Annotated in this window: 1 protein-coding gene and 1 pseudogene; both read right to left on the bottom strand. The window is 73.9% G+C overall.

Annotated elements, in window-relative coordinates; genetic code table 11:
* Nucleotides 1–62: 62 nt before the first annotated feature.
* Nucleotides 63–8,609: pseudogene (locus ACLJQM_RS28525) on the bottom strand (SDR family NAD(P)-dependent oxidoreductase); the annotation flags it as partial.
* A gap of 31 nt (nucleotides 8,610–8,640) precedes the next feature.
* The gene (locus tag ACLJQM_RS28520; protein WP_410633432.1) at nucleotides 8,641–23,559 is read right to left on the bottom strand and encodes a type I polyketide synthase; all 14,919 of its coding nucleotides are present in this window, start codon (nucleotides 23,557–23,559) and stop codon (nucleotides 8,641–8,643) included.
* Nucleotides 23,560–23,563 lie beyond the last annotated feature (4 nt).

Genomic DNA, 23,563 nt, shown 5'->3' with positions numbered 1-23,563 from the left:
TTCCAATCGACTCGTCAAGTCGTGGCGCATGAAACATCAGATATGACACTCCATTTTCCCGGTCACCGGCACGATGCGGGCAGCTCCTCCACCAGCCAGGCGTGCAGCTGCCGGGCCGCGTCGGCGACGTCCTCCCCCGTCTTCAGCGTCAGCGTCGGCACCCGCGGCTCGGCGACCGCCGCGTCGAACAGCCGCAGGTAGGCGCCGACGGTCGTGAGCTCGGCGTCCGTGACGGTCGCCGGCAGCTCGTCGAACTCGACCTCCGCCGGGTCGGCGAGCACGACGCCGGTCGCGCCGGCCGCGTCCGCCACCGCGGCGGCGAGCAGCGCGCCCGAGCCGGACCCGAGCACGACGAACGGCTCGCCGGCCGCCTGCTCGCGGATCGCCTCGGCCGCCGTCGCGACCAGGGTGTCAAGGTCGGCCGGCGCGGGGGTCTCGCCCTCGAACCCGGGCGCAGGCAGCAGCCACGCCTCGCGGACGCCGTCGAACCGCGTGGCGACCTCTTCGCACCAGCTCGTCGAGCCGGTGAGCGTGCCGACCGCGAACAGCAGCGGCCGGGACGCGCCCGTCGTCACGCGCCGGAGCCGCGGGGTCCACGGTGCCGCCGGCAGGAACTGCGAGGCCGTGGCGAGGAACGTCCGGAACTCCGCGGTGCGGCCGGTTTCCCGGGCCGTCCGGAGCAGGGTGCCGAGTGAGCCACCGGCGTCCGACGTGGTCAGGGCGACGTTGGCCAGCAGGTGGTCGGTCAGCTCGGCGACGGTCGGGTAGTCCCAGACGAGCGCGGCGGGCAGTTCGAGCCCGGTCGCCGCGCTGATCCGGTTGCGCAGCTCGACGACGCCGAGCGAGGTGAACCCCAGCTCGGCGAACGCGGATTCCGGCTCGACGGCGTCGACGGACGGGTGCCCGAGCGTCGCCGCGACCTCCGCCCGGACCCAGTCGAGCAGCCACCCGGGCCGGTCGGCGGCCGGGAGGTCCGCCAGGCGCCCGGTGATCGGCTCGATCTCCGGCGCATCGCTCACCTCGGGTGCCGTCGCTCCCGGCACCGCTGTCCCCGATGCCGCCGTCTCCGGCAGCACCATGTCGAGCCAGTACCGGCTGCGTTGGAACGCATAGGTGGGCAGGTCGACACGGGCGGCACCGGCGAAGAACGGCGCCCAGCCGACCTCCACACCGTGGACGTGAGCAGTGCTCAACGCTGTGAGCAGTGCTCTCTCCTCGTCCCGGTCACGCCGCAACGCCGGGATCGCGACGCAGCCCCCGCCGAGCGTTTCCCTGGTCATCGTGCTGAGTACGCCGTCGGGACCCAGCTCCAGGAACGTCGTCACGCCTTCGGTTTCGAGGGTGCGGACGGCGTCGGCGAAGCGGACGGCCTCACGGACATGGCGGACCCAGTAGTCGGCGGTGAACGGCTCGGCGAGAGCACCGCTCACATTCGAGATCACCGGTATCGCCGCCGGGTAATAGGTGAGCGTCTCGGCGACCGCGCGGAACTCGTCCAGCATGGGGTCCATCAGCGGCGAGTGGAACGCGTGGCTCACCGTGAGGCGCTTGGTCTTGGGGAACTGCGCGGCGATCGCGAGGACGGCGGCTTCGTCGCCGGAAATGACCACCGACTCGGGACCGTTCACCGCGGCGATCGACACGCCTTCGGTCAAGACGATGTCGGACTCCGGGGCCGCGATGGAGACCATCGCGCCGCCGGTGGGCAGGGCCTGCATCAGGGAGGCGCGGGCCGTGACCAGGCGGCAGGCGTCTTCGAGGGACAGGACCCCGGCCACGTGGGCAGCCGAAATCTCGCCGATCGAGTGGCCGGCCACGAAGTCCGGGTGGATGCCGAAGGACTCGGCCAACCGGAACAGCGCCACCTCGATCGCGAACAGGGCGGGCTGCGTGAACTCCGTGCGGTTGAGCAACTCGGCGTCGTCGAAGGCTTCGCGCACGTCAGGAAGGTGCGCGAGGACGGCATCGAAAGCTTCGGCGTAAGCGGGGAAGCGGGCGTAGAGACCGCCGCCCATGCCGACTCGCTGGGCGCCTTGGCCGGTGAACAGCGCGGCCAGGCGGCCAGGGCGTTCGCGGCCGGTGACGACGTTCGGGGCCGATCGGCCGTCCGCCAGTGCGGTCAGCCCGGCCGAAAGCTCCTCACGACTGGTGCCGTGAACCACCGCCCGGTGCGCGAACCGGCTCCGCGAGGAAACCAGGGACAACCCGACATCGGCCGGGTGCCCGGCGACGTCCAGCAGCTGAGCGGCCTGCGCCCGCAGCGCGGCTTCGCTCCGCCCGGACAACACCCACGGCAGCAACCCCGTCTCGCCGCGCTCGGAAACCACCGGCGGCGAGGAAGGAAACTGCTCGAGGATCGCGTGCGCGTTGGTCCCGCTGACGCCGAACGAGGACACCCCGGCCCGCCGCGGCCGATCGGACGTCCACTCGCGGGCTTCGGTCAGCAGCTCCACCGCGCCCGACGTCCAGTCCACATGGGACGACGGCGTGTCCACGTGCAGCGTCGGCGGGAGGACACCGTGACGCATCGCCATGATCATCTTGATGACCCCGCCGACGCCGGCCGCCGCCTGGGTGTGGCCGATGTTGGACTTCAGGGAGCCCAGCCACAACGGCGTCGAACGGTCCTGGCCGTAGGTCGCCAGGATCGCCTGCGCCTCGATCGGGTCGCCGAGGGTCGTGCCGGTGCCGTGCCCTTCCACGACGTCCACTTCGGACGGTCGCAGTCCGGCTCCGGCCAGTGCGGCGCGGATGACCCGCTGCTGCGACGGGCCGTTCGGGGCGGTCAGGCCGTTCGACGCGCCGTCGGAGTTCACCGCCGTGCCGCGGACCACCGCGAGCACCGGGTGACCCTTGCGCCGGGCGTCGGAAAGCCGTTCCACGGCGAGGATTCCGGCACCTTCACCCCAGCCGGTGCCGTCGGCGGCGTCGGCGAAGGACTTGCACCGGCCGTCCGCGGCGAGGCCGCGCTGGCGGCTGAAGTCGATGAACACCCCCGGCGTCGAAAGCACCGTGACGCCGCCGGCCAGCGCGAGGTCGCACTCCCCCTGGCGCAGCGACTGGCACGCCAGGTGCAACGCCACCAGCGACGACGAGCAGGCGGTGTCGACGGTGAGCGCCGGGCCTTCCAGGCCGAGCGCGTAGGCGATGCGCCCGGACACCACGCTCGCCGAGCTGCCGGTGCCGAGGAACCCGTCGACGCCCTCGGGAACGGCGAGCGGGCGGGACGCGTAATCGGAGTACATCACGCCGGTGAACACGCCGGTCCGGCTGCCGCGCAACGTTTCCGGGTCGATCCCCGCGCGTTCGAGCGCCTCCCACGACGTCTCCAGCAGGAGCCGCTGCTGCGGGTCCATGGCCAGCGCCTCGCGCGGCGAGATGCCGAAGAAGCCCGCGTCGAAGTCGGCGGCGTCGTAGAGGAAAGCGCCTTCCTTGGCGTAACTCGTGCCGGGGTGGTCGGGATCCGGGTCGTAGAGCGCGTCGAGGTCCCAGCCGCGGTCGTCCGGCAGGCCGGCGACGGCGTCGCGGCCCGCGGCGACCAGGTCCCACAGGTCTTCGGGACCGCGGACGCCGCCCGGGTAGCGGCAGCCGATGCCGACGACGACGATCGGGTCGCCGTCCACCCGGCGCTCCCGCACCACGACCTGCGCCGTCTCCCCGGACACCCGCTCGACGACGTATTTGGTGAGCGCCTGCGGGTTCGGGTGGTCGAAGACGAGCGTGGCCGGCAGCCGCAGGCCGGTTTCGGCGGCGAGCCGGTTGCGCAGTTCCAGCGCGGTCAGCGAGTCGAACCCGAGTTCCTTGAACGCCCGCGCGGGCTCGACGGCGGCCGCCGAGGCGTAGCCGAGCACGCCCGCGACCAGGCCGCGGACGAGTTCGAGGACCTGGCGGGTCCGGTCGTCGGCGCCGAGCCCGGCGAGCCGGTCGGCGAACGACGACTTCGCGACCGCCGCCGCGGCTTGACGGCGCAAGGGCGGCAACAGGCCGTGGAGCAGCGCAGGCGTCACCGGCTGGCGGCGCAAAGCGGCGAGTTCCAGCCGGACCGGCGCGAGCACGGACCGATCCGCGGCGACCGCCCGGTCGAACAGCGCCAGCCCGAAAGCGCTGCCCAGCGGGGTCATGCCCGCGCCCGCCATGCGCTGCAGGTCGCCCTCGGCGAGGTGCCCGGTCATCGAACTGGCCTCGGCCCACAGGCCCCAAGCCAGTGCGACCGCGGGCAGGCCGTGGGCGCGGCGGTGCTGCGCGAGCGCGTCGAGGTAGGCGTTCGCGGCCGCGTAGTTGGCCTGCCCCGCGCCGCCCATGGTGGCGGCGAAGGAGGAGAACAAGACGAAGGCGGACAGCCCCGAAGTGAGTTCGTGGAGGTTGAGGGCCGCGTCGGCCTTGGGCCGCAGGACCGCATCCAGGCGTTCCGGCGTAAGGGATTCGACGACGCCGTCGTCGAGGACGCCGGCCGCGTGCACGACCGCCGAAACGCGGTGCTCGCCGAGGACCGCCGCCAGCTGCGCGCGATCGGCGACGTCGCAGGCGATCGCGGTCGCGGTGGCCCCGAGTCCGGCCAGCTCGGCGACGAGTTCCGGGAGGGAACCGCGGCGGGACAACAGAAGCAGCTCCCGGACGCCGTGGGCGGTGACGAGGTGCCGGGCGACCAAGCCGCCGAGCAGGCCGGACGCGCCGGTGATCAGCACGGCGCCGTCGCCCCACGCGGGCGTGGTGTCCGAAGTGGACGCCCGGGCCAGCCGCGGGACGTGCCACTTCCCCGCGCGCAAGGCGAGCTGGGGTTCCCCGACGGGCAGTTCCGCCGGGATCTCGCCGGCGTCGAGCAGCACGAACCGGCCGGGGTTCTCGGCCTGGGCCGAGCGCACCAGGCCGGTGACGGCCGCGGCGGCGAGGTTCGGCACGTCTTCGCCGTCGACCGAGACCGCGCCCGAGGTCGCGATGACCAGCAGTTCTTCGGATGCGAGGGATTCCTGGAGCCGCGCGAGGACCGCCGTAGTCGTCTCCCGCACCGAGCCGTCCGGGACGCGGAACACGGTGAACTCGCTGGTCAGCTCGGTGGCGGTCAGCTCGGGCCAGGTGACTTCGAAGAGCGCGTCGCGGGTGGGCTCCGCCTTGGCGGGTGTGCGCAGGGTCAGCGACCGGACCGTCCCGACCGGGGCGCCGGTTTCGTCGGCCAGCTCCAGCGCGACGGCGTCGCCGGACCCCGGCGTCAACGTCACGCGCAGGACCGTCGCGCCGGACGCGGCCAGCGAGACACCGCTCCAGGCGAACGGCAGCTTCGGCCCGTCCCCCGTCGCGGACAACGCACCGAAGCCGGCGGCGTGCAGGGCGGCGTCGAGCAGCGCCGGGTGCAGGCCGAACCGGGCCGCCTCGGCGCGCAGGGCCTCGGGCAGCTCGACCTCGGCGAAGACTTCGCTCCCCCGCGTCCACACGGCACGCAGGCCGCGGAACGCCGGGCCGTAGTCGACGCCGGTCGCCGCCATGGCCGGGTAGAAGCCCGCCACCTCGGCGCGCTCGGCCCCCGCCGGCGGCCACTCCGAAGCGGAGCTTTCACGGGAAAGTGGCGCTTCGGTGAGGAGGCCAGTGGCGTGGCGGGTCCACGGCGTGAACTCGTCCGGGCGGGAGAAGATCGCGAGTTCGCCGTCGTCCCGCACCGAAACCTGGAGGTGCACCCCGCCCTGGGCGGGCAGCACCAAGGGGGTCTCGAGGGTGAGTTCGTCCAGCGTGCGGCGGCCGACCTGGTCGCCGGCGCGGATCGCGAGTTCGACGAACGCCGTGCCCGGCAACAGGACTTCGCCGCCGACGCGGTGGTCGGCCAGCCACGGCAGGCTGTGCAGCGAAAGCTTGCCGGTGAGCACCGCGCCGCCCGAGTCCGCGAGCCCGACGACGGCGCCGAGCAGCGGGTGCTCCGCCGCGGTCAGCCCGAGGCCGCCCGCGTCGCCGACCGCGACCAGCCGCGGCCAGTACCGTTCGTGCTGGAACGCGTACGTGGGCAGTTCGGTGCGCACGGCGCCGGGGAAGGCGTCTTCCCAGCGGACGTCGACGCCGTGCACCCAGGCTTCGGCCAGCGACGTGTGGAACCGGGCGAGCCCGCCTTCCCCGCGACGCAGGGTGCCGAGGGCGCCGTCGCCGATCGCCATGGTCAGCACGGGGTGCGGCGAAGCCTCGACGAAGGTCCGGAATCCCTGGCCCGTCAACGCGGTCACGGCGGTGTCGAGCCGGACCGGACGGCGGAGGTTGGTGTACCAGTATTCGGCGTCCAGTTCGGTGCCGTCGAGCCAGTCGCCGGTGACCGTCGAGAAGAAGCCGGTCGTGGCCCGCACCGGCCGGACCGGGGCCAAGACCTCGATGAGGCGCTCACGGATCCGTTCCACCTGCGGCGAATGCGAGGCGTAGTCCACCGGGATCCGCTTCGCGCGGACGTCGTCGGCGGCGCAGGCGGCCATCAGTTCGTCGAGCGCGGCCGGCTCCCCGGAGACGACGACCGCGGCGGGCCCGTTGATCGCGGCCACCGACAGCCGCTCGCCCCACGGCGCGATCCGGGCCGTCACCGCGTCGGCGGATCCGGCGACCGAGACCATGCCACCCTGCCCGGCCAGCTCCAGGATCGCCTGGCTGCGCAACGCGACCACGCGAGCACCGTCCTCGAGGGACAAGGCGCCCGACACGACCGCGGCCGCGATCTCGCCCTGCGAGTGCCCGACGACCGCGGCCGGTTCGACACCGTGGGAACGCCACAGTTCCGCCAGCGAAACCATCACGGCGAACAGCGCGGGCTGCACGACGTCGACCCGCTCCAGCATCGCGGAGTCACGGATGGCGCCGGTCAGCGACCAGTCCACAAAGGACGACAGCGCCGTCGCGCACTCGGCCATCCGGGCGGCGAACACCGGCGACCCGGCCAGGAGCTCCACGGCCATCCCGGCCCACTGGGAACCCTGCCCGGGGAACACCATCGCGACCTTGCCCGCGGCGGCCGTCCCCTTGACGACGGCCGGAGCGGGAAGATCTTCGGCCAGCGCGGCGAGTCCTTCGGCCAGGCCGTCCCGGTCACCGACGACCACCGCGCGGTGGTCGAACGCGGACCGCGTCGTCGCCAGCGAGAGCCCGATGTCGCCGACCGGCCCGTCGACGCCGGCGAGCCCGGCGGCCTGGGCGCGCAGTGCCTCGGCCGACCGGGCCGAGAGCACCCAAGGCACGACCTGCCCGGGCTCGTCGGCCCCGGCGGCCGGACGGTCCTCGGCGGGCGCTTCCTCCAAGATCGTGTGCACGTTGGTGCCGCTCATGCCGAACGCCGACACCGCGGCCCGGCGCGGCCGGTCCGACGGCCACTCACGGCGTTCGGTGAGCACCTCCACCGCACCGGCCGACCAGTCCACCCGGGACGACAGCTCGTCGACGTGCAGGGTCCGCGGGAGAACGCCGTGGCGCAGGGCCATGACCATCTTGATGACCCCGGCGACCCCGGCGGCGGCCTGCGTGTGGCCGATGTTGGACTTCACCGAACCCAGCCACAGCGGCGCTTCCCGGTCCTGACCGTAGGTCGCGAGCAGCGCCTGGGCCTCGATCGGGTCACCCAACGTCGTGCCGGTGCCGTGCGCCTCGACCGCGTCGACGTCCGAAGTGGACAACCCGGCGTCGGCCAGCGCGGCCCGGATGACCCGCTGCTGCGACGGGCCGTTCGGCGCGGTCAGGCCGTTCGACGCGCCGTCGGAGTTCACCGCCGAACCCCGGACGATCGCCAGCACCGGGTGGCCGTGCCGGCGCGCGTCGGAAAGCCGTTCCACCACGACCATGCCGCTACCCTCGCCCCACGAGGTGCCGTCGGCGGCTTCGGCGAACGCCTTGCACCGGCCGTCGGCGGCCAGGCCGCGCAGCCGGCTGAACGCGATGAACGAACCCGGCGTCGGCAGCACGGTCACGCCACCGGCGAGCGCGAGGTCGCACTCCCCCTGCCGCAGCGCCTGCACCGCCAAGTGCAGTGCGACCAGCGACGACGAGCACGCCGTGTCGACGGTCAGCGTCGGTCCCTCCAGCCCGAACGCGTACGCGACGCGTCCGGAAAGGACACTCGCCGCGTTGCTCGTGGCGAGGTGCCCTTCGAGGGCCTCGGCGGCGCTGAGCATGAGGGTGCCGTAGTCCTGGCCGTTGGAGCCGACGAAGACACCCGTCCGGCTGCCCTTCAAGGACGACGGCCGGATCCCCGCGTGTTCGAAGGCCTCCCACGACGTTTCCAGCAGGAGCCGCTGCTGCGGGTCCATGGCCAGCGCCTCACGCGGCGAGATGCCGAAGAAGCCCGCGTCGAAGTCCGCGACGCCGTCGAGGAAACCGCCCTCACGCACGTACGACGTCCCGGGTGCCTCGGGGTCCGGGTCGTACAACGAGCCCAGTTCCCAGCCGCGGTCCTCCGGGAACCCGGAGATCGCGTCGTGCCCGCCGTCGACCAGGTCCCACAGCTGCGCCGGGGTCCGGACGCCGCCGGGGAACCGGCAGCCGAGGCCGACGATCGCGATCGGTTCGTGCGTCCGGGCTTCCTGGAGCCGCCGGCGGGTGTCCTGAAGATCGGCCGTGACCCGCTTGAGGAAGTAGCGGAGCTTTTCCTCGTTGTCCATCGTCGTTCACTCCATGCAGTAGCGGGCCGGATCAGGAGATGCCGAACTCTTTGCCGAGGAGGTCGAACATCTCCTCGTCGCTGGCGGTGTCGAGGCTCGGGGCGGCGGGTTCGCCCGCCCAGCCGGCCGTGAGCAGCCGCAGCTGCTCGGCGACCCGGGCCCGCTCGGCTTCGCCCAGGCTCGCGCCGAGCCGGCCGAGCTCGTCGAGCAGCCCGTCGACCCCGCGCGGCGCGGGCTCGTCGCCCGCCAGTTCCGCGGTGAGGTGCCGGGCCAGTGAAGACGGCGACGGGTAGTCGAAGATGAGCGTCGCCGGCAGGCTCAGCCCGGTGACGCGGTCGAGGCGGTTGCGCAGTTCCACGGCGGTCAGCGACGTGAAGCCGGTTTCGCTGAACGCCCGGTCCGGCGCGACGTCCGCCGCCCGGCCGTGGCCGAGCACCGCCGCCACGTGCTCGCGGACGACGTCGAGCACGAGTTCACCGGCGTCGGCCGGGGACAGCCCGGTCAGGCGGTCGGCGAGTCCGGTGTGGACTTCGGCGACCGGGGCCGCCGGCGCCAGTTCCGCGTACAGCGGGCGTGCCTGGCCGGGCAGGTAGGTGTCCCAGTCGATGTCGGCGACGACCTGGGAACGCGTGACCCGGCCGAGCGCGGCCGCGGCATCCGCCGGCGGCAGCGGGGTGACCCCGGCGCGCCGCATGCGGTCGGCGTTTTCGGCGGCCATGCCGTCGCCCGCCCACGGGCCCCACGCGATCGAGGCGGCCGGGCGGCCCATCGCGCGACGGCGGTGGGCGAGCGCGTCCAGTTCGGCGTTGGCGGCCGCGTAGTTCGCCTGCCCGGCGGCGCCGGCCGCGCCGGCGAGCGAGGAGAACAGCACGAAGGCGTCGAGGTCGCCGGTCAGCTCGTCGAGGACGCGAGCGCCGGTCACCTTGGCGTGCAGGACATCGGCGAACCGGTCGCCGGTGAGGGTGTCGACGACGCCGTCGTCGAGGACGCCCGCCGCGTGCACCACCGCCGACACCGGGTGTTCGGCCAGCAGGGCCGCGACCGCGTCCCGGTCGGCGATGTCGCAGGCGACGACCGTCGTGCGCTCGTCCGGCGCCGCACCGCCGCGGCGGCTCGCGAGGACGACGTGCTCGGCGCCGTGGCCGAGGAGCCAGCCGGCGACGTGCCCGCCGAGCGCCCCGGTGCCGCCGGTGACGAGCACGGTGCCCCTCGGTGTCCACTGTGGACCGCTGCTGGTGTCGCGGACGAGCCGGCGGGCGAAGACCCCGGCGGGCCGCACGGCGACTTCGTCCTCGCCGCCGGCCGCGAGCACCGCGCACAGCCGCTCGCCGTCCTCGGGGCCGAGGGTGTCCGGCAGGTCGACCAGGCCGCCCCAGCGGTTCGGGTGCTCCATCGCGACCGTCCGGCCGAAGCCCCAGAACTGGGCCTGGGCGGGGTCCGCGACGGGTTCGCTGTCCTGCGTGGCGATCGCGCCGCGGGTGGCGCACCACAGCGGCGCGGTGACGCCCGCGTCGCCGAGGCCCTGCACCAGCGCGAGGGTCTGCGGGAGCCCGCCCGCCACGGCCGAGCCCGGGGTGCCGGCCGCGAAGGCCAGCAGCGACAGCGCACCGGCCGGGGTGGCGCCCTCTTCCGCCAGCTTGGCCTCGACCAGCTTGGCGACGGTGATGCGATCGGCGTCTTCGGGGACCCGGACGACCAGGGGCCGCGCCCCCGACGTCGCGAAGGCACCCGCCACCGCGGTCACGGCGCCGGCGTCGTCGAGGGTTTCCGGGAGGACGAACAGCCAGTCGCCGGAGACCGCGGCCGCGGTTTCGCGCAGTTTGCGCCAGACGACGCGGTAGCGCCACGCGTCGGCCGGGGAGTCCACCCGGGACTCCCGCCGCCAGCCGGACAACGCCGGGAGCGCGGAGCCGACGGCCTCGCGCTGGTCGCCGTCGAGGCCGAGCAGTTCGCCGAGCGACTCCAGGTCTTCGCCTTCGACGGCCCGCCAGAACTCGGCGTCCGCTTCGGACACGGGCGCCGCGGGGGCGGGTTCGGGCCAGAAGCGCTGCCGCTGGAAGGGGTAGGTGGGCAGGTCCGCCGTGCGGGCCGGCGGGTAGAACGCGGCCCAGTCGACGTCCACGCCATGGACGTGAACAGTGCTCAACGCCGTGAGCAGTGCTCTCTCTTCGCCGCGGTCACGCCGCAGCGCCGGGACCGCCGCCGGGCGGCCGACCATGGCGCTGAGCACGGCGTCCGGGCCCAGCTCCAGGAACACGTCGGCACCGGCGGCCTGCAGCGTCGAGATGCCGTCGGCGAACCGGACGGCCTCGCGGACGTGCCGCACCCAGTAGTCCGCGGTGAACGGCTCGGCGAGAGCACCGCTCACATTCGAGATCACCGGTATCACCGCGGGGTGGTAGGTGAGCCGTTCGGCGACGGCGCGGAAGTCCTCGAGCATCGGGTCCATCAACGGCGAGTGGAAGGCGTGGCTCGTGTTGAGCCGCTTGGTCTTGACGCCCTGCGCGGCGAACTCCGCGGCGATGTCCAGGACCGCGGCCTCCTCGCCGGAGATCACCACCGACTCGGGGCCGTTGACCGCCGCGATCGAGACCCCGTCGGTCAGGGTGATGGCCGGCTCCGGCGCGGCGATGGAGACCATCGCCCCGCCGGACGGCAGCGCCTGCATCAGCGACGCTCGCGCGGCCACCAGCCGGCAGGCGTCTTCGAGCGAAAGCACTCCGGCGACGTGCGCCGCGACCAGCTCGCCGATCGAGTGCCCGGCGACGAAGTCCGGGCGCACGCCCCACGCCGTCACGAGCCGGTGGAGCGCGACCTCGACGGCGAACAGCGCGGGCTGCGTGTAGCCGGTCCGGTCGAGCCGGTCGCCGCCGTCGAAGACGATCTCGCGCAAGGACGCGTCGAGCAGGCCGTCGAACTCGGCGCACACGGCGTCGAACGCGTCGGCGTACACCGGGAACCGGTCGTACAGCTCGCGGCCCATCCCGGCGCGCTGCGCACCCTGGCCGGTGAACAGCACGGCGAGCCGGCCGGGGCCGGCGGTGCCGCGGACGCCGTTGTCGAGGTCCGCCAGCCCGGCGAGGAGTTCGCCGGTGCCGTCACCGAGCACGACGGCCCGGTGTTCGAGAGCGGCGCGACCGGTCGCCAGGGTGCGGCCGACCTCCGCCGCGGGAACGCCGTCGGCGACCGCCGCGCGAAGACGGCGGGCCTGGTCCTGGAGGGCGTGCTCGTCCCGCGCGGACAGCGGCCAGAGCGTGAGTCCACTCTCGACGGTGGTGGCGGGCTCGGGTTCCCCGGCTTCGAGGACCACGTGGGCGTTCGTCCCGCTGACGCCGAACGCCGACACCGCGGAGCGGCGGGCGTGGCCGGTCTCGGGCCACGGCGTCGGCTCGGTGAGCAGCTCGACGGCGCCGGCCGTCCAGTCCACGTGCGACGACGGCGCGTCGACGTGCAGCGTCTGCGGGAGCACGCCGTGGCGCATGGCCAGCACCATCTTGATGATCCCGGCGATGCCCGCGGCGGCCTGGGTGTGGCCGATGTTGGACTTCACCGAACCCAGCCACAACGGCGTTTCGCGCTCCTGGCCGTAGGTCGCGAGCAACGCCTGGGCCTCGATCGGGTCACCGAGGGTGGTGCCGGTGCCGTGCGCCTCGACGGCGTCCACGTCCGAAGTGGACAGACCGGCGTCGGCGAGCGCGGCGCGGATGACGCGTTGCTGCGACGGGCCGTTGGGTGCGGTGAGACCGTTGGAGGCGCCGTCGGAGTTGACCGCCGAGCCGCGGACGATCGCCAGGACCTGGTGGCCGTTCCGGCGGGCGTCGGACAGCCGCTCCAGCAGCACCAGCCCGGCGCCTTCGCCCCAGCCCGTACCGTCGGCCGCTTCGGCGAACGCCTTGCAGCGGCCGTCCGAAGCGAGGCCGCGCTGGCGGCTGAACTCGACGAAGGTGGCCGGGGTCGACATCACCGTCGCGCCGCCCGCCAGCGCCAGGTCGCATTCGCCGCGGCGCAGCGCCTGGGCGGCGAGGTGGATGGCGACCAGCGAGGACGAGCACGCGGTGTCGACCGTGAGGGCGGGGCCCTCCAGGCCGAACGCGTAGGCCAGCCGGCCGGACACGACCGCGGCCGCGTTGCCGGTGCCGATGAACCCGCCGACCTCCTCGCCCGCCGCGCCGAGCAAGCCGGCGTAGTCCTGGCCGTTGGTGCCGGCGAACACGCCGGTCCGGCTGCCCCGCACCGAATGCGGGTCGATGCCGGCGCGTTCGAAGACCTCCCACGTGATCTCGAGCAGCAGGCGCTGCTGCGGGTCCATGGCGAGGGCTTCGCGCGGCGAGATCCCGAAGAAGGCCGCGTCGAACTCCCCGGCCGCGTCGAGGAAACCGCCGTCGCGGACGTAGCTGTGGCCGCTCTTGCCGTGTTCCGGGTCGTAGAGCGCGCCGAGGTCCCAGCCGCGGTCTTCGGGCAGGCCGGTCATCGCGTCGACGCCGCCGGCGACGAGCCGCCAGAGGTCTTCCGGAGTGGCCACCGAGCCGGGGAAGCGGCAGCCCATGGCGACGAGCGCGATCGGCTCGTCGGTGCCGGCGCGCGCCGGGCCGGCCTCGATCGGTTCCGGCAGCCGGCCGAGCAGCTCGCGGTGCAGGTGCCGGGCGAGCGCGACCGGCGTCGGGTGGTCGAAGACGAGGGTCGCGGGCAGGCTCAGCCCGGTCGCCGCGTCGAGGCGGTTGCGCAGTTCGACGGCGGTCAGCGAGGTGAAGCCGCTTTCGGAGAACGCGCGTTCGGCGTCGACCGCGGCGGCGTCGGGGTAGCCCAGAACGGCCGCGACGTGCGTGCGGGTCAGGTCGAGGACCTTCCGGCTGCCGTCCTCTTCGGACAGTCCGGCGAGGAGGCCCTCCGGTTTCGCGGCCGCCGGTTCGACGGTCGCGGTGGTCTCGGCGAACCCGGTGAACAGCGGCCGGGGCCGGACGGCCCGCAACCCCGGGAGGTAGACGTCCCAGTCGAGATCGGCCACGACTGTCACCGGCGCGTCACCGGCGGCTTCGACGGCGAGCGCGTCGAGGGCGAGGCCGGGTTCCAGGGCGCCGACGCCCGCGGCACGCAGCCGGCGGCGCGCTTCGGCGTCCCCGGCGGCCATCCCGTCACCGGCCCACGGGCCCCACGCGATCGAGACCGCGGGCCGGCCCGCCGCACGCCGTTGCTGCGCGAGCGCGTCGAGGTGCGCGTTGGCCGCGGCGTAGCTGCCCTGGCCCGCCGCGCCGAACGCGCCGGCCATGGAGGAGAAGAGGACGAAGGCGTCGAGGTTTCCGGTGAGCGCGGCCAGGTTCTCCGCGGCGGTCGCCTTGGCGCGCAGGACGGCGTCGAACCGTTCCGGCGTAAGGGATTCGATGACGCCGTCGTCGAGGACGCCCGCGGTGTGCACCACCGCGCGGAGGTCGTCGGGGAGCACGGCGGCCAGTGCGTCGCGGTCGGCGGCGTCGCAGGCCACGATCTCGACCTCGCAGCCGAGGGCGGTCAGCTCGCTTGCCAGTTCCGCGGCGCCGGGCGCGGCCGGTCCGCGACGGCTGAGCAGCACCAGCCGCTCGGCACCGCCGGTCGCCAGCCGCCGGGCGACCTGGGCGCCGAGCGCGCCCGTGCCGCCGGTGACCAGCACGGTTCCCCGCGGCTGCCAGATCTCGCCCGAGGTCGCGGCACGGCGTTCCAGCCGCCGCGCGAAGACCCCGGACGGGCGCAGCGCGACCTCGTCCTCGGTGCCGGCGAGCACGGCGGCGAGCCGCTCGCGGCCGCGGTCGTCCAGCTCGGCCGGCAGGTCGATCAGGCCGCCCCAGCGCTGGGGGTACTCCATCGCCGCCGTCCGGCCGAGGCCCCAGACCTGGGCCTGGACCGGCGCTTCGACGCGGTCGGCCCGTACGGCCGCGACCGCGCCCCGGGTCAGGCACCACAGCCGGCCGCCGAGGCCGAGCTGCAGCAGCGTGGCCGTGCCCGCCGCGACACCGCGGCCGCCGTCGGCCAGTGCCAGCAGCGAAAGCACTCCGTCCACTTCGGAGCCGTCGAGGGTTTCCGCCACTCGTTCGCCGAACTCCTCGCGGGGCGTCAGCGGGTCGATCCGCACCGGGGTGACGCGCCCGCCGCGTTCGATGATCGTCTGCGCGACGCCGCCCACGACGCCGGTCTCCCCCGACTCGGGCACGACCAGCAACCAGTGCCCGGCCGACGCCGGCACGTCCTGGGTCACCGGGCGCCAGGCGACCCCGTACCGCCACGAGTCCACAGTGGACTCCTGGTGCCGCCGCCGGTACCAGGCCGACAGGGCCGGGGTCACCGCCGCCGCGACGTCGTCGTCCAGTTCCAGTTCGGTGGCCAGCTTGCCGCTCGCGACGACGTCCCAGAAGCCGGAGTCGCCGCCGGGCGCCACGCCGGGCTGCTGCTCGCTCGCGAGCCAGTACCGCCGGTGCCGGAACGCGTAGGTGGGCAGGTCGACCCGGCGGCCGCCGGGGAAGAACGGCGCCCAGTCGACGTCGACGCCATGGACGTGAGCAGTGCTCAACGCCGTGAGCAGCGCTCTCTCTTCATCGCGGTCGCGTCGGAGCGTGGGAATGGCGATGCCGGGGACCACGGCGCTGAGCACGCCGTCCGGGCCCAGCTCCAGGAACACGTCGGCACCGGCCGCCTGCAGCGTCGAGATGCCATCGGCGAACCGGACGGCCTCGCGGACGTGCCGCACCCAGTAGTCCGCGGTGAACGGCTCGGCGAGAGCACCGCTCACATTCGAGATCACCGGTATCGTCGCGGAGCGGTAGTTCAACGTCTCGGCGACCGCGCGGAAGTCCGCCAGCATCGGGTCCATGAGCGGTGAGTGGAACGCGTGACTCACCGAGAGGCGCTTGGTCTTGACACCCCGCGCGGCGAACTCCGCGGCGATGTCCAGGACCGCGGACTCGTCGCCGGAGATGACCACCGACTCGGGGCCGTTCACCGCGGCGATGGACACGCCTTCGGTCAGGACGATGTCGGATTCCGGGGCGGCGATGGAGACCATCGCGCCGCCGGCGGGAAGGGCCTGCATCAGCGACGCGCGGGCCGAGACCAGGCGACAGGCGTCCTCCAGGGAGAGAACACCGGCAACGTGCGCGGCGGAGATCTCGCCGATCGAGTGGCCCGCCACGAAATCCGGGCGGACGCCGAACGATTCCACCAGGCGGAAGAGCGCGACCTCGACGGCGAACAACGCGGGCTGGGTGAACTCGGTGCGGTTGAGGAGTTCGGTGTCGGTGAGGGCGGCGCGGAGGGCGGGGTCGAAGTGGGCGAGGACGGCGTCGAAAGCTTCGGCGTAGACCGGGAAACGGGCGTAGAGGCCCTGGCCCATGCCGACTCGTTGCGCGCCCTGGCCGGTGAACAGCGCCGCCAGCCGGCGGTCCGGCCGGGCGATCCCCGTGGCCACCGGGGTGTCCAGGGCAGCCAGGAGTTCCGCGCGGTCCTCACCGAGGACGACCATCCGGTGGTCCAGGGCAGCGCGGGAGCGGGCCAGCGAGTGACCGATGTCGACCGGGGACAGCGACGGCCGCGCCTCGACGTGCGTGCGGAGGCGGTCGGCCTGCGCGGCGAGCGCGTCCGCGTCACGGGCGGAAAGCAGCCACGGGACCACTCCGGGCTCCGGGCGCTCCGGCTCGGCGACGACGACCTCCGGCGCCTGCTCGATGATCGTGTGGGCGTTGGTGCCCGAGATGCCGAACGACGAGATCCCGGCGCGGCGCGGGTGACCGTTCTCGGGCCAGCGCCGTCCTCCGGTGAGCAGCTCGACCGCGCCGGACTCCCAGTCGATGCGCGACGACGGCGCGTCGACGTGCAGGGTCTGCGGCAGGACGCCGTTCCGCAACGCCATGACGACCTTGATCACGCCCGCCACACCGGCGGCGGCCTGCGTGTGCCCGATGTTCGACTTGAGGGAGCCCAGCCACAGCGGCTCTTCGCGATCCTGCCCGTAGGTGGCCAGCAGGGCCTGCGCCTCGATCGGGTCGCCGAGGGTGGTGCCGGTGCCGTGCGCTTCCACCATGTCCACTTCGGACGGTGCCAGCCCGGCTCCGGCCAGCGCGGCGCGGATGACCCGTTGCTGCGAGGGGCCGTTCGGGGCGGTCAGGCCGTTGGACGCGCCGTCGGAGTTCACCGCGGAACCCCGTACCACGGCGAGGATTTCGTGGCCGTTGCGGCGGGCGTCGGACAGGCGCTCCAGCAGCACCAGGCCCGCGCCTTCGCCCCAGCCGGTGCCGTCGGCGGATTCGGCGAACGCCTTGCAGCGGCTGTCCGAGGACAGCCCGCCCTGGCGGTCGAACTCGACGAACATGCCCGGCTGCGCCATCACGGCGACGCCGCCCGCGAGCGCGAGGTCGCACTCGCCGCGGCGCAGCGCCTGGACCGCCCAGTGCAGGGCGACCAGCGACGACGAGCACGCGGTGTCGACCGAGACGGCGGGGCCTTCGAAGCCGAAGGTGTAGGAGACGCGGCCGGAGATCACGCTGGTCGCGTTGCCGGTCAGCAGGTGGCCTTCGACGCCGGCGGCCACCTCGGCGACGCCGCTGCCGTAGGCCTGGTGCGCCGCGCCGACGAACACGCCGGTGCTGCTGCCGCGCAGCGATCGCGGGTCGATTCCGGCCCGCTCCAAGGCTTCCCACGAGATTTCGAGCAGGAGCCGCTGTTGCGGGTCCATGGCCAGCGCCTCGTGCGGCGAGATGCCGAAGAACTCCGCGTCGAACCCGCCCGCGTCGTGGACGAACCCGCCCTCGGCGGCGTCCAGCGCGGCGAGGTTCCAGCCGCGGTCGGCGGGCAGGGCCGTGAGCGCGTCGCGCCCGGTCTCGACCAGCTGCCACAGCTCCTCCGGGGACGTCACTTCGCCCGGGTAGCGGCAGCTCATCGCGACGATCGCGATCGGGTCGTCGTCGACGACCGTCGTGACGACCGCCGGGGTGCCCGGTGTCGCGTCGCCGGCGAGTTCGGCCTGCAGCAGCGCGGCGAGTGCCTGGGGGTTCGGGTGGTCGAAGGTGATCGTGGCCGGGAGCCGGAGGCCGGTCACCGCGGTGAGCCGGTTGCGCAGCTCGACGGCGGTCAGCGAGTCGAACCCGAGGTCCTTGAACGCCTTCGCCGGCTCGACGGCCTCGGCACCGTCGTGCCCGAGCACGGCGGCGACGTGCGTCCGGACGAGGTCGAGCAGGAACCGGCGGACGTCGTCCGCGCTGAGCCCCGCGAGCTTCGCGGCCAGCCCTTCGACACCCGGCACGGGCCCGGCCGCGCGGCGCGTGCGGACGCGGACCAGGCTGTGCCACAACGTCGGCAGGTGCTCGGCCTGGGCCCGCAGCGCGGCGAGGTCGACGCGGACGGGGACGACGCTGCCGGCGCCGGCGACCTGGGCCGCGTCGAACAGGGCGAGGGCCTCCTCGGTGCCGAGGGCGCCGATACCCGACCGGGCGATCCGGGACAGGTCTTCGTCGTCGAGGGTGCCGGTCATGCCGCTGGCTTCGGCCCACTGGCCCCAGGCGAGCGAGACGCCGGGCAGGCCCTGCTCGCGGCGCTGGGCGGCGAGCGCGTCGAGGGCGGCGTTGGCGGCGGCGTAGTTGCCCTGGCCCGCCGCACCGGCGACGCCGGCCAGCGAGGAGTACAGGGCGAACCACGCGAGGTCGCGGTCGCGGGTCAGCTCGTGCAGGTTGAGCGCGGCGTCGACCTTGGGCCCGACGACCGCGTCGAGCCGTCCGGGGGTGAGGGATTCGACGACGCCGTCGTCGAGAACGCCTGCGGTGTGCACGATCCCGGTCAGGGAAACCGAGTCGAGGAGTACGGCGAGGGCGGCGCGGTCGGTGACGTCGCAGCTCTCGACGCGCACGTCGGCGCCGAGCGCGGTGAGCTCGGCGACCAGTTCGGCCGCGCCCGGGGCGGCGGCGCCGCGGCGGCTGGTCAGCAGCAGGTGCCGGACGCCGTGGGTGGTCACGAGGTGGCGGGCCAGCAGGCCGCCGAGGGTGCCGGTGCCGCCGGTGACGAGCACGGTCCCGTCCGGGTCCGGGGCGGCGGGGACGGTCAGGACGTTCTTGCCGACGTGCTTGGCCTGGCTGATGAACCGGAACGCGTCCGGCGCGCGGACGACGTCCCACGCCTTGACCGGCAACGGCGTCAGCTGCCGGTTTCCGAACAGTGCCAGCAGATCCCGGAGGATTTCCTGGATGCGGTCCGGGCCCGGGTCGCCGAGGTCGAACGGGCGGTAGGCGACGCCGTCGCGGGCGGCCGGGTCGCGCAGGTCGGTCTTGCCCATCTCGAGGAACCGGCCGCCGCGCGGGAGCAGGTCGAAGGATGCGTCCACAAAGGACCCGGTGAGCGAGTTGAGGACGACGTCGACGCCGCGGCCTTCGGTGGCGGCCAGGAACCGGTGCGAGAACTCGAGATCGCGTGAGGAGGCGATGTTCGTGACGCCGAGCGCGCGGACGGCGTCGTGCTTGGCCGGGCTCGCGGTGGCGAACACTTCGGCGTTCTTCGTGCGGGCGAGCTGGACCGCGGCCATGCCGACGCCGCCGGCCGCGGCGTGGACGAGCACGGACTGGCCCGCTTCGAGCCCGCCGAGGTCGAACAGGGCGTAGTAGGCGGTGACGAACGCGACCGGCACGGAGGCGGCTTCGGCGAAGGTCCAGCCGGCCGGGACGGGGACGAGCAGCCGCGCGTCGGTGACCGCGGTGGGGCCGAAGGCGCCGGTGAACAGGCCCATGACGCGGTCGCCGGGAGCGAGCCCGGTGACGTCGGGGGCGACTTCGGTGACCACGCCGGCGGCTTCGGAGCCGAGGACGGCGGCCGGGTCGGGGTACATGCCGAGCGCGATCAGGACGTCGCGGAAGTTGATCCCGGCGGCGCGGACGGCGACCCGGACCTCGCCTCGGCCGAGTTCCCGTTCGGGTTCCGGGGTGAGGGTGAGGCCGTCGAGGGTGCCGCCGGTGGTGGTGAGCCGCCACGACTCCCCTGGGATGGCGAGGGCGCCGCTGTGGGCGCGAACCAGGCGAGGTGCGGTGAACTTGCCTTCGCGGACAGCGAGTTGCGGTTCGGTGGCGGGCAGCGTGGTGAGGTCGGGCCGGGGTGAGCCGTCGAGGTCGAGGAGCTGGAAGCGGCCCGGGTGCTCGGACTGGGCGGACCGCACGAGCCCCTGGACGGCGGCCGCGGCGGGGTCGGTGTCGGCACCGCGGGTGACGACCACGAGGCGTCCGGGCCGGTCGGCGGCGAGCCAGTCCTGGACCAGCGCCAGCGCGCGGTGGGTGGCGGCTTGGACGGAGGTCGTGGTGGTGACGGCGGCGAAGACGAGGGATGCGTCCGTGTCCACATCGGACACTTCGGTGAGGCCGAAGGTGTCGGGACCCAGCGCGACCGCGTCGAGCGCGGGGCCCGCGGCGACGACGGTCCGATCCAGACGGAACAGGGAGCCGCTCTGGGCCGGCGGGGCAGCTGCGCCGGAAATCGGGCGCAGGACCAGGGAATCGACCGTCGCGACGGGGCCGCCGGACTGGTCGTGGACCGTGACCGCGACCGCGTTGTCGCCGGCCGGGGACAGGCGGACGCGCAACGCCGTGGCGCCCGATGCGTGCAGGGCGACGCCGCTCCACGAGAACGGCATGCCGCCGGTGGCGCCCGGTTGCGCCGCGGCCGTGGCGTCCGGGCCGGCGAGGCCGAGCGGGTGCAGGGCCGCGTCCAGCAACGCCGGGTGCAGGCCGAAGGCGGCCGCGTCGGGCTGGTACTCCTCGGGCAGGGTGACCTCGGCGAACGTGTCTTCGCCGCGGCGCCAGACCGTCCGCAGGCCGTGGAACGCCGGGCCGTAGGTGAAGCCGAGGCCGGCGAGACCGTCGTAGAGGCCGTCGGTCGGGACGCGCTCGGCTCCCGGCGGCGGCCACTCCGTCAGCTCCGCGGCCGGCGGGGCGCCGGTGGCCAGGAGGCCGCCGGCGTGCCGGGTCCAGGTGTCGGTGTCCTGGCCGGGGGTGGCGCCGTCGTCCGGACGCGAGTGCAGGGTGAGTTCGCGGCGGCCGGCGCCGTCGGCCGGGCCGACGAACACCTGGATCGCGACGCCGCCGCGCTCGGGCAGGACGAGCGGGGCTTCGAGGGTCAGCTCGTCGACGAGGTCGCAGCCGACCTGGTCGCCGGCCCGGACGGCCAGCTCCAGCAGCGCGGTCCCCGGGACGAGCACCGCCCCGCCGAGGGCGTGCCCGGCGAGCCACGGCTGGGCTTCCAGCGACAGCCGTCCGGTGAAGACGACGCCGTCGTGACCCGCCAGGCTGACCGCGGCGCCGAGCAGCGGGTGGTCCAGTCCGCCCAGGCCGAGCGATCCCGCGTCACCGTGGGCCACGCCGCCCCGGGGCCAGAAGCGTTCGCGCTGGAAGGCGTAGCACGGCAGGTCGACGCGGCGGCCGCCAGGGAAGAACGCGGCCCAGTCGACGTCCACGCCGTGGACGTGAACAGTGCTCAACGCTGTGAGCAGTGCTCTCTCGTCATCCCGCTCTCGTCGCAGAGCACTGATCGCGGTTCCCTCGACCATCGCGCTGAGGACACCGTCCGGGCCCAGCTCCAGGAAGATTCGGGCGCCCTCGGACTCGAGGGTGGCGACGCCATCGGCGAAACGGACCGCCTCGCGGACATGACGAACCCAGTAATCCGCGGTGAACGGCTCCGCGAGAGCACCGCTCACATTCGAGATCACCGGAATCGCCGCCGGGTGGTACGTGAGGGACTCGGCGACCGCGCGGAACTCCTCCAGCATCGGGTCCATCAACGGCGAGTGGAACGCGTGACTCACCGTGAGGCGCTTGGTTTTCGGGAACTGCGCGGCAATCGCCAGGACCGCGGACTCCTCGCCGGAGATGACGACCGAATCCGGGGTGTTGACCGCGGCGATCGAGACGCCCTCGGTCAGGGTGATCTCCGACTCGGGGGCGGCGATCGAGACCATCGCGCCACCGGCGGGGAGGGCCTGCATCAGGGAGGCACGGGCCGAGACCAGGCGACAGGCGTCGGCGAGGGTCAGGACGCCGGCCACATGTGCTGCCGAGATCTCGCCGATCGAGTGGCCAGCCACGAAGTCCGGGCGGATGCCGAACGATTCCACGAGCCGGAACAGGGCCACCTCGACGGCGAACAACGCCGGCTGGGTGAACTCCGTGCGATCGAGCAGCTCAGCGTCGTCGAAGGCGGCGCGGAGTGCGGGATCGAAGTGAGCGAGGACCGCGTCGAAAGCCTCGGCGTAGACCGGGAAGCGGGCGTAGAGGCCCTGGCCCATGCCGACCCGCTGGGCACCCTGGCCGGTGAACAGCACCGCCAGCAGAGCATCCGGGTCGGCGGTGCCGGTGATGGCGTCCTCGATGCGCTCCAGACCGGACCGCAGTTCCTCGCGATCGGCGCCGAGCACCACCGCGCGGCGGGCGAGGGCGGCGCGGGTGACCGCGAGGGAGTAGCCGCCGTCGACCGGGTCGGGATCCGCCGCGAGCAAGCGCTGGGCCTGCTCCCGCAAAGCCGCGTCGCTCGCGCCGGAGAGCACCCACGGCAGTAGCCCGGCTGACGGGGCGGCCGGCTCCGGAGCCTCCGCCGCGGGGGCTTCCTCGACGATGACGTGGACGTTCGTCCCGCTCACACCGAACGCCGACACGCCGGCTCGACGGGGAGCATCCCCGGCCGGCCACGGGCGGGGCTCGGTGAGCAGCTCCACCGCGCCCGCGGACCAGTCCACTTCGGACGAAGGCGCGTCGACGTGCAGCGTCCGGGGCAGCACCTCGTGCCGCAACGCCATGACCATCTTGATGACACCGGCGATACCCGACGCCGACTGCGTGTGCCCGATGTTGGACTTCAGCGCACCGAGCCACAACGGACGGTCGGCCGGACGGTCCTGGCCGTACGTGGCCAGCAGGGCCTGCGCCTCGATCGGGTCGCCCAGCGCGGTTCCGGTGCCGTGGGCCTCGACGGCGTCGACGTCCGATGTGGACAGACCGGCGTTGGCCAGCGCTTGGCGGATGACTCGTTGCTGTGACGGGCCATTGGGTGCCGTGAGGCCGTTGGAAGCGCCGTCGGAGTTCACCGCGGAACCGCGGATGACGCCGAGGATCCGGTGCCCGTTGCGGCGGGCGTCGGACAGCTTCTCGAGCAGGATCATGCCGACGCCTTCGCCCCAGCCCGTGCCGTCGGCGGCGTCGGCGAAGGACTTGCAACGGCCGTCCGACGCGAGACCGCGCTGGCGGCTGAACTCCGCGAACGCCAGCGGGCTCACCATCACCGTGACACCACCGGCGAGCGCGAGGCCGCATTCGTCCTGCCGCAGCGCCTGGCACGCCCAGTGCAGCGCGACCAGCGACGACGAACACGCAGTGTCCACGGTGACCGACGGGCCTTCCAGCCCGAAGGTGTAGGACAGCCGGCCCGACATGACGCTCGGCGCCTCGCCGGTCAGCAGGTAGCCCTCCGAGCCCGCGGCCGACTGCAGCGTGCTGCTGTACCCGGACGCGTTGGCGCCGATGAACACGCCGGTTCGGCTGCCCCGCAACGAAAACGGGTCGAGGCGGCCGCGCTCCAGGAGTTCCCAGGACGTCTCCAGCAGGAGGCGCTGCTGGGGGTCCATGGCCAGCGCCTCACGCGGGGAGATGCCGAACAGGCCGGGGTCGAACCGGGCCGCGCCGGGGACGAAGCCGCCCTCGACCGCGCGGGTGCCTTCCTCGCCGTACATGCGCTCGACGTCCCAGCCGCGGTCCTCCGGGAAGCCCGACATCGCGTCGGTTCCGGTCGCGACGAGGTCCCACAGGTCCTCGGGCGAGGCGACCCCGCCCGGGTACCGGCAGGCCAGGGAGATGATGGCGATCGGCTCCTGCTCGGCCGCCTCCGCCGCCTGCAGCCGCTGCCTGGTCTGATGCAGGTCGGCCGTCACGCGCTTGAGGTACTCGAGGAGCTTGTCCTGCTCTGACATCGCC

Source organism: Amycolatopsis sp. cmx-4-83, assembly GCF_046548815.1.
Classification (GTDB): Bacteria; Actinomycetota; Actinomycetes; order Mycobacteriales; family Pseudonocardiaceae; genus Amycolatopsis; species Amycolatopsis pretoriensis_A.
The sequence above is the reverse complement of the archived record's forward strand: the minus strand, read 5'-3'. Positions and strand labels throughout refer to the sequence as shown.